General features: G+C 45.1%; 12 protein-coding genes. 8 read left to right on the top strand and 4 right to left on the bottom strand.

Features of this window, described 5'->3' with window-relative positions; all coding sequences use genetic code 11:
- The first annotated feature begins 2 nt into the window (after nucleotides 1–2).
- Together IEN92_RS04270 and IEN92_RS04265 are read left to right on the top strand one after the other, a co-directional pair.
- The gene (locus tag IEN92_RS04270; protein WP_216160872.1) at nucleotides 3–1,787 is read left to right on the top strand and encodes a M61 family metallopeptidase; all 1,785 of its coding nucleotides are present in this window, start codon (nucleotides 3–5) and stop codon (nucleotides 1,785–1,787) included.
- Between the two features lie 17 nt (nucleotides 1,788–1,804).
- The gene (locus tag IEN92_RS04265; protein ID WP_216160869.1) at nucleotides 1,805–2,560 is read left to right on the top strand and encodes a uracil-DNA glycosylase; all 756 of its coding nucleotides are present in this window, start codon (nucleotides 1,805–1,807) and stop codon (nucleotides 2,558–2,560) included.
- On the opposite strand, the gene IEN92_RS04260 is transcribed toward IEN92_RS04265, so the two are convergent.
- Complete coding sequence (locus IEN92_RS04260; protein ID WP_255539755.1) at nucleotides 2,549–2,845, bottom strand: hypothetical protein; 297 nt, start codon at nucleotides 2,843–2,845, stop codon at nucleotides 2,549–2,551. The genes IEN92_RS04265 and IEN92_RS04260 overlap by 12 nt on opposite strands.
- 1 nt (nucleotide 2,846) lies before the next feature.
- Here IEN92_RS04260 and hemA point away from each other — a divergent pair, with 1 nt between their 5' ends.
- The 5 genes from hemA (at nucleotide 2,847) to rmuC (ending at nucleotide 7,795) form a co-directional block, all read left to right on the top strand.
- The gene (gene hemA, locus IEN92_RS04255; protein ID WP_216160866.1) at nucleotides 2,847–4,163 is read left to right on the top strand and encodes a glutamyl-tRNA reductase; all 1,317 of its coding nucleotides are present in this window, start codon (nucleotides 2,847–2,849) and stop codon (nucleotides 4,161–4,163) included.
- Nucleotides 4,164–5,243 (top strand): peptide chain release factor 1, encoded by a 1,080-nt coding sequence (prfA, locus tag IEN92_RS04250; protein ID WP_216160864.1) that lies wholly within the window; start codon nucleotides 4,164–4,166, stop codon nucleotides 5,241–5,243.
- A 6-nt stretch (nucleotides 5,244–5,249) separates the two neighbouring features.
- Nucleotides 5,250–6,101 (top strand): peptide chain release factor N(5)-glutamine methyltransferase, encoded by an 852-nt coding sequence (gene prmC / locus IEN92_RS04245; protein ID WP_216160862.1) that lies wholly within the window; start codon nucleotides 5,250–5,252, stop codon nucleotides 6,099–6,101.
- 98 nt (nucleotides 6,102–6,199) lie between these two features.
- A complete protein-coding gene (gene grxD, locus IEN92_RS04240; RefSeq protein WP_215374829.1) occupies nucleotides 6,200–6,508 on the top strand; it encodes a Grx4 family monothiol glutaredoxin in 309 nt (102 codons plus the stop codon).
- A gap of 12 nt (nucleotides 6,509–6,520) precedes the next feature.
- Nucleotides 6,521–7,795 carry a DNA recombination protein RmuC gene (gene rmuC, locus IEN92_RS04235; RefSeq protein WP_216160859.1) on the top strand — a complete coding sequence of 425 codons (1,275 nt, stop codon included), beginning with the start codon at nucleotides 6,521–6,523 and terminating at the stop codon, nucleotides 7,793–7,795.
- A gap of 86 nt (nucleotides 7,796–7,881) precedes the next feature.
- Here the strand turns inward: rmuC and IEN92_RS04230 are convergent, their stop codons facing one another.
- The gene (locus IEN92_RS04230) at nucleotides 7,882–8,466 is read right to left on the bottom strand and encodes a phasin family protein (RefSeq protein ID WP_216160856.1); all 585 of its coding nucleotides are present in this window, start codon (nucleotides 8,464–8,466) and stop codon (nucleotides 7,882–7,884) included.
- A 173-nt stretch (nucleotides 8,467–8,639) separates the two neighbouring features.
- Between IEN92_RS04230 and IEN92_RS04225 the strand changes: the two genes are divergently transcribed.
- The gene (locus tag IEN92_RS04225; RefSeq protein WP_216160853.1) at nucleotides 8,640–9,986 is read left to right on the top strand and encodes an MFS transporter; all 1,347 of its coding nucleotides are present in this window, start codon (nucleotides 8,640–8,642) and stop codon (nucleotides 9,984–9,986) included.
- A 62-nt stretch (nucleotides 9,987–10,048) separates the two neighbouring features.
- On the opposite strand, the gene IEN92_RS04220 is transcribed toward IEN92_RS04225, so the two are convergent.
- Both IEN92_RS04220 and IEN92_RS04215 read right to left on the bottom strand, forming a co-directional pair.
- Nucleotides 10,049–10,882 (bottom strand): glycosyltransferase family 47 protein, encoded by an 834-nt coding sequence (locus IEN92_RS04220; protein ID WP_216160850.1) that lies wholly within the window; start codon nucleotides 10,880–10,882, stop codon nucleotides 10,049–10,051.
- A 10-nt stretch (nucleotides 10,883–10,892) separates the two neighbouring features.
- Nucleotides 10,893–11,570 carry a hypothetical protein gene (locus IEN92_RS04215; RefSeq protein WP_216160847.1) on the bottom strand — a complete coding sequence of 226 codons (678 nt, stop codon included), beginning with the start codon at nucleotides 11,568–11,570 and terminating at the stop codon, nucleotides 10,893–10,895.
- Nucleotides 11,571–11,595 lie beyond the last annotated feature (25 nt).

Here is an 11,595-nt window from a genome sequence, read left to right as displayed (position 1 = left end):
ATATGACAACCGTAACTCATCTTCCTGCAATCCAATACACGGTATGGCCAGCCGATTTACATGGGCACCGCTATCAGGTGAAATTGCAGATTGCAAACCCGGACTCAGAAGGTCAGGTATTGCAAATGCCTGCTTGGATTCCGGGAAGTTATTTGATTCGGGATTTTAGTAAGCATATTGAATCGATTGAGGCGTATTCGACTCAAACCAAAAAGAAACTGTTGTTGGAGAGAATGAATAATGATCAATGGCGATTACCTAAGGTCAATGGTGCAGTAGAAATCCTCACTACGATCTACGCCTATGATTCTTCCGTGCGTGCAGCCTATCTCGACACTGAGCGTGCATTCTTCAATGCGAGCAGCTTATGTTTAGAAGTCAAAGGTCAGTCAGATTTACCTTGCTCACTCGCAATCGCCCCCCCCGAGACTGAGTTTGCCGCTCACTGGTCAATCCAAACTACCCTAAGATCAGTCAAAACCGATGATCGAGGCTTTGGTTTTTATCTTGCACAAAACTATGCCGATCTTCTGGACCACCCTGTAGCCATGGGTGAATTTCAGCTGGTTCAGTGGGTCTCCAATGGCACGCCGCATAGCATGGCAATTCAAGGATGCATTCACCCAGTCGATGCAAAGCGACTTTCACAAGATCTCCAAGCGATCTGCAACTGCACAATCAATCTCTTTGAACCAAAAACAAAGCAAGCGCCCTTTAGTCGCTATCTCTTTTTGGTCAATGCAGTGTTAAATGGTTACGGCGGCCTCGAGCATCGTGATAGCACAGCATTACTGTGTCGCCGTGATCAAATTCCTCAACGCGACACACCATTAGATGAAACTGCTTACCGCGATTTTTTGGGCTTATGCAGCCATGAATATTTCCACGCCTGGTTAGTCAAGCGAATCCAAGCGAAAGCATTTCAACCCTATGATCTGAGCCAACGGAATCACACTCGTTTACTTTGGTTATTCGAAGGCTTTACAAGTTACTACGACGATTTGCAACTTTTGCGTAGCAAACGTATTGATCTTCAAACCTATTTAGATTTGGTGACGAATAACTGGAATGCTATCCTGCGCGGGCCTGGCAGAAATAAACAAAGTCTTGCTGATAGCTCATTTGATGCCTGGACTAAGTATTACCAAACCGACGAGAACACCCCGAATGCTGTAGTTAGCTATTACGGCAAAGGTGCACTACTGGCACTTGGGCTTGATTTACAAATTCGGGCATTCTCGAAAAATCAAAAATCACTAGATAATCTCATGCGTCTTGTTTGGCAAAAGCATGGTGTCACCCTTGAGGGCATTGCCGAGAATGGATTAGACGATTTGGTGCTTGAAGCTATCGGCACAGATTTTTCCAAGACTTGGAATGAAATCAAGACTCGCTATATTTTTGGTACTGAAGATATCCCGATTCAAAAGTGGATCGCGTCGAAATTCGTATCAGTGAAAACAAAATCATCATCTAAGTTGGAGAAGATCAAGTTACAGCTTGGGATGCGTCACACTGATGTTAACGGCTGGCTAAAAATAACCCATGTACTGGATAGTGGAGTAGCGCAGTCGGCGGGTCTAGCGCCTGGTGACCTTCTGGCTAGCATCAATGGTCAACGCATTACGGGCGCCCGTATTGATAAGGTACTTGGCAGTCTTATGGAAGGCCAAAATATTCATTTCTGCTTCTATCGAGATGACTTGGAACATGAGCGTATTGCGAGCTTGAATCCGAATCAATTACCCGCCCAGTATGAGCTCATTGCCAATAGCGCCAAAACTTAATCTAATTGACTTTTCTAGTGTCTACTTTTTCTAAAGACAACATACCGGAAGATTGGCGCAAATTATTAGGCGACTATCTAGATTCTGATGCTTGGAATACATTGCAAAGCAATTTACAAGCCGTCCTTGATGCTGATCCAAAAATGATTCGACCTGAGCCTAGTCATTTTTTTAAAGCCTTAGATTTGACATCTGTAGCATCCACTAAGGTTGTGATTCTTGGGCAGGATCCTTATCACTCCCCTGGCCTTGCACAAGGTCTTGCATTTTCGATCCCCAAAAATATCCCTACAAACTCTCGCGAGTTTCCCAGTTCATTACGTAACATCAGCAAAGCACTCATGCTCGAAGGCTTTGGCAATTTACCAAATGGAGATTTACAACATTGGGCAAAGCAAGGGGTGTTATTACTCAATACCGCCTTGAGTGTTCGACTGGGAGAAGCAGGTAGTCACGCTAATCTGGGATGGAAAGGCTTTGTGGATCAATTGATTACAAATCTTGCATTGCAAAAACCGCATTTGGTTTGGATGCTATGGGGTGGACATGCTCAATCCAAACTCCCGCTGATAGAAGCAGGCAAGGATCAATTTATTTTGCAATCATCACACCCTTCAGGCTTGGGCGTATATAAGACTAATCAGCCTTTTTTAGAGCCTGGCGCTAAAGCAAGCTGTGGGCACTTCACCAAGACCAACCAATGGCTAAAACAGTTTGGCAAAGAAGAGATTCGGTGGATTGCTTCAACAGATCAAGCAGACCTATTTCACTAAAGCAGTAAAAATACAGCCCACCAAACAAGAGGCAAAAATGGCGCTGAGCCACTCCAGCATTTGCCCTGACTGAAAAAATCCCAGATATTGCCCAAGGTAGGAGCTCACAGTAGCCGCCAAAAAGCCCATAAAGGCAGTCAGTAAAAGCTTGCCTGCCTTTAGTCGGCCAGCTTGCCCAGGATAAAAAATCCAAGCGGAAGCCCCGGATATCCCCCCAATCACCAGAAAAGCCAAAAACCCCATCGTTGCCCCCATTAATGCTGCCATCAAATCTATAATCACCATTATGAAGTTGTTGACACTCGGCATCAATCATCACACAGCGCCGGTCGCCATTCGGGAAAAGGTCGCCTTTGACCCCGAATTTCTTCAAGAAGCGTTGCACGATTTACGCCAACATTTGGTTGGCGCGAATCAGACCGGCCTGCCTGAAGCAACCATCTTGTCAACTTGTAATCGTACCGAGGTTTACTGCGCAGCAAATGATGACAGTGCTGCGGGCCTCCTTCATGAAGCTACTTTTGACTGGCTAGCCAAAACCCAACAGGTATCAACGACCAGTCTTCAGCCGCATATATATTCACTACCCCAATCTGATGCCGTACGACATGCCTTTAGGGTTGCCTGTGGCTTAGATTCTATGGTGATTGGTGAGACCCAAATTTTGGGACAAATGAAAGATGCAGTTCGGACTGCAAATGATGCGGGCGTATTGGGAACCTACCTCAATCAACTTTTTCAGAAAACATTTGCAGTAGCAAAAGAAGTGCGTGGTTCTACTGAAATTGGCGCCCATTCGATTTCAATGGCAGCTGCCTCAGTTCGTCTTACCGAAAGAATCTTTGAAAAGATTTCTGATCAGCGTATTTTGTTTATTGGTGCTGGCGACATGATCTCGCTTTGCGCGACGCATTTTGTTGCACGTAAACCAAAAAATGTAGTGATCGCCAACCGCACGATTGAACGTGGTCAAGAATTAGCAGACTCCATTTCCGCTCAAGGTATTGACGCCCAGTCCTTTAAGCTTTCAGAACTTCCTGGCCGCCTCCATGAATTTGACATTATTGTTTCCAGTACAGCATCCTCTTTACCCATTATTGGTCTAGGGATGGTCGAAAGTGCTCTGAAACAACGCCGCCATAAGCCGATGGTCATGATTGATCTTGCCGTACCTCGTGACTTTGAGCCCGAGATCTCTCGCTTGGACGATGTCTATCTATACACCGTAGATGATTTGGGTGTGATGATTCAAACTGGCGCTAACTTACGCCAAGCTGCAGTCAGTCAAGCAGAAGCCATTATTGAAGATCGGGTTGGTAACTTCATGCATTGGATGCAAGGACGCAATACCGTACCAATCATTCAAGATATCCAGCAGCAAGGTGAGCGCCTCAGACAACTTGAGTTAGAGCGCGCCATGAAACGTCTCATGCGTGGTGAAGACCCGCAAGAAGTGCTCAATGCCATGGCACAAGGTTTGACCAATAAATTTTTACATGGCTCGCTTCATGCCCTACAACATTCCAATGGGGCAGAACGTGATGCCCTCATTAAGCTCTTACCTAAACTATTCGCCTCCCACTCTAAGCCAGAAGATCATTAGATGAAGCCTAGCATGCGGGCTAAGCTAGAACATCTAGACACGCGCTTAGCCGAACTTAATTCCCTGTTAACTTCCGAAGAAGCAACCAAAGATATGGATGCCTATCGGAAACTCACGCGTGAACATTCTGATATCGCGACTGTGGTTGAGCAATTTGGCCTCTACAAGCAAGCCGAGGCGGATGCAGCGGCCGCAGAAGAGATGCGTAAAGATCCAGATATGAAGGACTTTGCCGATGAGGAGCAAAAAGAAGCCTTAGCTACCATGGAAGCCCTTGAAGGAAATTTGCAAAAGCTACTACTACCTAAAGATGAAAATGATGAGCGCAATGTCTTCTTAGAAATACGAGCAGGAACTGGTGGTGATGAAAGCGCCCTCTTTGCTGGCGATCTTTTGCGTATGTACACCCGCTTTGCAGAACGTCAAGGCTGGAAAGTAGAGGTTGTGAGTGCCGCTGAATCTGACTTGGGTGGATATAAAGAGGTTGTCCTCCGTTTGGTTGGTCAATCTGTTTATTCTCGCCTCAAGTTTGAGTCTGGAGGGCATCGCGTACAACGCGTTCCCCAGACAGAAACTCAGGGACGTATTCATACATCAGCTTGTACCGTAGCCGTGATGCCCGAGGCGGATGAATTAGAGGCGGTGAAGATTAATCCTGCTGAGTTACGCATAGATACGTTCCGCGCCTCTGGTGCTGGTGGCCAACACATCAATAAAACCGATTCTGCTGTCCGCATCACCCACTTACCAACCGGCACAGTAGTGGAATGCCAGGATGATCGCAGCCAACATCGCAATCGTGAGCAGGCTATGAAAGTCTTAGTCTCTCGGATTATGGATGCGCGTGAGCGTGAGAAGCATCAGCTTGAAGCCCAAACCCGAAAATCCCTGATTGGCTCGGGTGATCGAAGTGATCGCATCCGTACTTATAACTTTCCACAAGGACGCATCACTGACCACCGCATCAATCTCACACTCTACAAAATAGATGCCATGATGGATGGTGACATTGATGATCTGTGCAATGCTTTAGCCTCTGAGCACCAAGCAGAACTGCTCGCCGCCCTGGGCGACAGCTAAGCATTCATGGGGCAAGAATTGCGCTTACGCTCTTTGCTGGGCGCTTCTGTACTGCCACCAAATGAAGCGCGCATTCTGATGGCGCATGTACTCGATGTCCATTACCAATTACCACGCTCTGCCCTGTTATCGCGGGATGATCTAGAGCTCAACGCCAAGGCACTAGAGAGCTGGAAGTCCCTTGAGTCCAAAAGAATTCAAGGTGAACCGATTGCTTACCTCATTGGTAAAAGAGGTTTTCATAACATTGAGCTCCATGTTGCGCCTGGTGTCCTCATCCCCCGCCCTGAAACTGAACTGTTAGTTGAAATTGGCCTGCGAGAAATCGAACGCCTTCATCACTCAGTGAAGGTATTGGATTTAGGCACTGGTTCTGGGGCTATTGCTCTAGCAGTCGCATCTTCGGCACGCAATGCAATAGTGATAGCTACAGATCAGTCCTCTGAGGCTTTGGAGATTGCAAAAACCAATGCCAAACTTTTGGATTTAGAGAATCAAGTGCAATTTTTACAGGGCAACTGGTATCAGGCCTTAGATGCTGAAACTTGCTTTGACATCATCCTCAGCAATCCCCCTTATATTGCCAAACAAGATCCGCACTTGACTCAGGGTGACCTGCGCTTTGAGCCTATCTCAGCACTCACTGATCAGGCCGATGGACTTGAGTGCATAAGGGCCATCATCAGTGACGCAAAGAAATACCTCACCCCCAATGGCCTACTGGCGCTTGAACATGGTTTTGACCAATCGGATGCAGTGATGGGTTTGATGGGGTCTGCCGGGTTTGCTGACATTCAGGCGCACCTGGATTTGGCCGGTCATAAGCGCGTCGCCTCTGGAAGAAATGCTATTGCCTAGTAGTTCCTTTAATAACCTTTTTCCACATAAAGTCTTAAAATCTACCCTATAGCGTTTTAACCCCTTTTTACAGAATGACTGCTTTCAAGAAAGAATTTATGGATACACAAGCTCAAATCAAAGAAATCGTTACTAGCCATCCCGTTGTCTTATTTATGAAGGGAACTGCACAGTTTCCACAATGTGGATTCTCTGGCAACGCAATCAATATCTTGAAAGCTAGCGGCGTTGAAAAACTCCATACTGTGAACGTATTGGAAGATGCTGGGATTCGCCAAGGCATCAAGGAGTATGCCAATTGGCCAACCATCCCTCAGCTATATATCAACGGCGAGTTCATTGGTGGCTCAGACATCATGACTGAAATGTTCCAGTCAGGTGAACTTCAGAAACTGGTTAAAGCCTAAAGTATTGCCTGAGTGACTTTTGATCTAAGCTCCCTCCTACTATTTGGCCTGCCATTTGCTGTATGTGCAGGCCTTTTGGTTTATGCGCTCAGTTTGCGTTCAAGTCTTGCGCGTGCAGAACTTCAAATACAAACCGAAGTTGCTCTAGCATTTAGTCTCAGGGCCGAACGTGATCAAGCCCTTCAAAATGCCATTCGTCTCGAGGCTGAATTAGATTCTGAACGCAAGCAAGGTCTTGGACGCATTGAATCTCTGAATGAAGCTAAAGAGGCTCTTACAAATCAATTTAAAAATCTGGCTAATGAGATTTTGGAAGATAAGTCAAAGCGCTTTACAGAACAAAATACCGCAAGCCTTGATGCACTCCTTAAGCCTTTGCAAACCAAGCTCACTGAATTCAAAGAGCAGGTTAATACCTCTTATGGCAATGAAGCGCGCGAACGCCATGCACTCAAAAGTGAAATTGAGCGCCTTGCTAATCTGAATCTGCGCATGTCCGATGAGACACGTTCCCTCACCCAAGCACTCAAAGGTGACTCCAAGGTTCAAGGCAACTGGGGCGAACTCGTTCTGGAATCCATCCTGGAATCCTCTGGCCTTCGCAAGGGTGAAGAGTACCTTGTGCAGGATAGCCATACCCAAGCTGATGGCTCACGTCTTCAGCCCGACGTAGTCATTAAGCTTCCCGAAGGAAGAAGTCTGGTCGTCGATAGCAAGGTATCGATAACCGCTTACGCAAGGCATGCCGAGACTACTGACCCAGTAATCGCCGAACAAGAGCTAGCGGCCCACATCCAGTCTTTGCGTCAGCATATTCAAGGACTTTCTGGAAAGAACTATAGCGCCTTGTATGGCGCTGGCTCTGTTGATTTTGTTTTAATGTTTGTGCCCATTGAACCCGCATTTTTATTGGCTTTAAAGACAGCGCCAAATCTCTATCAAGAAGCCTTGTCTAAGAATATTGTGTTAGTTTGTCCAAGCACTCTGATGGCAACCTTACGCACTGTCGCTCACCTCTGGAGACAGGATCACCAGAACCGCAATGCGCTTGAAATTGCTAAACAGTGTGGCAATCTTTATGACAAATTTGTAGGTTTTGTTGAGGATCTCGAAAAGCTTGGGCAACGCCTGGATCAAGCGCAAACCAGCTATCACGATGCCTTTAATAAGCTTAAGACTGGCAAAGGCAATCTGATTCGCTCCGCTGAAAAGGTGCGTGAGCTCGGCGTCAAACCCAGCAAGAATCTATCAACTCCCTTGATCGAATCCTCTTCGGATTCTGAGTAAACCAAGCAAGAAAAATCCCCGCCTAGTTCGTACTAAGCGGGGATTTATTTAAAACCCAATTCCGATAAATCTATTGCTTCAGTGACTTATGCAGATTTGCGTGCACGTGCTGCAGGTGTAGCTGCTTTCTTTACTTGAGCAATTTGACCTTGAACAGCTTCAATTGCTTGATCAGTAGTTTTTTCTGCAGTTGCAAATGCTTCTTTGCTAGCAGCACGGAACTGCTCGAAGCCCTGCAAAGCGCTACCGTATGCAGTTTTGAAAGAAGACAAAAATACATCTGAGCCTGCAGGTGCATTAGCGGCAAAGGTATTCATCCAATCCTGGAATCCATCTTGCAACTGGTCAATGCTGGCATCAACAACGTTTGCAAACTCTTTATTGCCTTCGCGCAATACTTTGCTAACTTTCTTCTGGTAGGCAACTGCTTGATTGCTAGCAGCTTGCAAAGTTTCTGTACTCAAAAGTTCTGTAACTTCTTTTGGGTCTTTAGCAGACAATACTTGCGTAATACCATCTTGAGCATTTACCAATACATCCTTAGAAGCAGCGTAGTTCAACTCAGCCAATTTTTGGGCATTTTCCAAAGCAGCTTCGCTTAAAGAAAATGAGGCCTCGAGGCCTTTGCTATTCATTTGAGACAATTTAGCGGTGATTTGAGCTTGGTTCATGTATTTCTCCATAAATTAAGTGGTACAACTAGTTCATTAAGTGCACGATTTAATAATCTGGAGGCTGCGGATGCTTAAATATTGCACTGCACCATCAAACTGTAACTGAAGGAATATGGCAAATCAAGAACTTTTTGCTGCTTTGCAACAAATAATTCGCAAGATTATATAAATTGAATAAAATCAATAACTTAGAAAAAATTAAAGGTTCAAATTCCTATCGAAAAATAGCCATTGCAACCTGCTTTGGGACATTTTTGGAATGGTATGACTTTCTGACCTTTGCTACCTTAGCGGTTGTTTTTGGCCCGCTCTTCTTTCCGTCAAGCGACCCAAGCACAGGCCTTTTGGCCAGCTTAGCGACCTTTGGGGTTGGAATGGTAGTCCGTCCTGTTGGCGCAGCTATATTCGGCTCAATGGGCGATCGGATTGGTCGCAAACCCGTTTTCATGATCACCATTGCGCTGATGGGTCTCGCAACCGTCTGCGTCGGCTTTTTGCCTACTTATTCCCAAGTTGGCATCTGGGCTCCCATCCTCCTAGTAAGTTTGCGCCTACTTCAAGGTCTATCTGCCGGGGGCGAAATCGGCGGTGGCGCTGTCTACCTAACAGAACATGCCGGCAACCAGTACAGGGGATTTAAAACAAGCTTTTTGCAGCTGATGGGTCCACTCGGAATCTTGGTATCGACAACGCAAATTACATTGATACAGCATTACCTATCACCAGAGGAATTTGAAACTTGGGGGTGGCGCGTACCATTTTGGATTTCCATTTTGCTATTAATCATTGCGTTTAAAGTACGCATGACTTTAGAGGAGACGCCAGTATTTATGGAACTTGCAAGCCAAGGAGAGAAAACTGACTCTCAGTTGATCAATAATTTTAAGGATACTGAAATTCGCAAAAGAATGTTCATATTATTTTTCTGCATATCCTCTAGTGGCGCAATATTATTCTTTTGCGTTCAGGTATACACAGCAATTTTTCTGAAGACGACGGTTCAAATACCATCAGAGCTTGTGGATAAATTAAGCATCTACGGGACTGTTGCCCTCTTGCCCCTGACTGTTTTTGCTGGCTGGCTTTCAGACAAAATTGGGCGTAAACCAGTCGTATTAAGTGGCGTTATTTTAGGCGCCCTATTTATTCGGCCAGCATTTGAGCTTCTCCAAAACCTAGGGCAGATCTACATCACAACTGGTGGTCAAAAGGCAATTGTGGGTATTGGACTAATCTTAACGATACTCTCCTTATCTCTTGCACTCGTAGTAGGCCCACAAACAGCCCTACTAGCAGAGCTCTTTCCAGCAAAAAATAGAAATAGTGCAGCAACACTTCCTCACAACCTAGCGGCAGGCTGGATTGGGGGACTGCTCCCCCTAATAGTCACTTGGATCAATCAAGAATGGGGAAATAGTTTTGCGGGGCTCTGGTACCCGGCTATTTTTCTTGGGATGGCAGCGATTGCTGCGATACCATGGTTGCCGGAAACCAATAATAGAAACCTATTAACGTAAATTTACAACGATGCAATACGTTCAGCTATTTTTTTCTGAATAGCTGACTTGTAATCAGTCCACTAAGTAATGCAGCGTTGCTGTAGCTCGAGAATTTCATTTGGATGAGCAGCAATCCTCGCCCTCATTTCATCCAAAAATTCAGGTAAGTCAGACCAAGACTGAAGAATCGGGAACGGTACTGGACCAATAAATGCTAACGCATCTGGTGAAAGCAAAAATTCATGTGATAGTGAAATCGGAATGCAGCCCAATTCCAAAGCATCATATAGTCGAATGGTTTCAGAGTTATTGCCAGATGGGCAAGGCGCCAGTACGCTATCTTCCATAATTGCCGCATATAAACCTACGTTGTACCCGCTAGCAAATCCATTTGATGGCATTAAATATAAGTTTTCACCGCAATTACTTGTGGCCTGACCAAAACTAGCACGCTCATTATTGAAAGAATCAGCATTATTAATCCATCCCAGGAAAGAGGCCAAAGTTTGGCGTTGTGAGGCCTTTTTCAGCAGGCCACCCAACCTAGGGCCGACCCCTGTCCTAAATCCATTTGGCGCCCACATTACCCTACCATCAAGATAGGCTGAGTTAATAATGCTAGGGAAATAATAATTTCTAACTACTAAATCACACTCGGCATATACAGAAATATCCTTATCCAAGCGCTCGCCGCCCATGTGGTAGAGCACAAGCTTGTTTCCCATAGATTTAATATGGCGAATGAGATCAACATTAATCTGGTTGAGCTCTAAATAAATAACGGCTGCATCTCCAAAATGCGCTGAAGAGACCCCAAGACTATAAGGTGCTCCTCCAAAAAGATTATTCTGAACAAACCAGGTTTCTAAAGCTCCGTTCAGTGAATCAGGTGAGCTGATTATTTGTAGATTCATTTATAGAAAGTTAGCCTTGATGATATTGAATAATGGAATCCCCGCTGGAATAGTATTTACTCAATTCCTCAAAGAATGGAGGGGGATCAACATAGTCATGCCATATTTTGATTGGTCCAAAAAAACTTCTTTGCCATTGCGGGCGAAAATTCCAATTCATAGGCAGCACAAAAGGATTGAAGCCCGTCTCCTGAATCGCTAAAGCAAAGGAGCCCTGGTCATTTGCGGGCATTCTGTAAGGACCATCTTTATTGACCCCTAAAATTGAGGAGTCAACTATATTTGCCAGCTCACTCCATTTTTCAAAAACAGATTTTGCCTGTTTAGCAAAAAAAATAACGCCAGTGTTATATTCGATTTCATCTCCCTTGAATATATTCTGATATCTCTTTCCCCATGGGGACTCGCAAATAGATAGGGCCAGGCCAAATTGTCTCGCCTTTTCAAAACCGAAATCTAGATTGCCCAAGACTACCGTATCTAAATCCAAAAAAAGGGTTTCTTCAAAGGGTGATAACTCAAACATAGCCGCTTTTTTATTTAAGCTAGATGGCTCATTGACTGGCGCCTCTATTTTGATTATTTCATGAGTCAATTCAGGATGAAACTTTTTGACTGATGCCTTTAAACGATCAATCGGAAGCTTAGTTTCATCCCCCCAGTAAATAGATAAGATTCCGCGAGACATTGATATCCTTGGTTAGCAGTTATTG

The organism is Polynucleobacter sp. MWH-Creno-3A4 (assembly GCF_018881885.1).
Taxonomy (GTDB): domain Bacteria; phylum Pseudomonadota; class Gammaproteobacteria; order Burkholderiales; family Burkholderiaceae; genus Polynucleobacter.
This window is presented reverse-complemented; position numbering and strand designations above follow the sequence as displayed.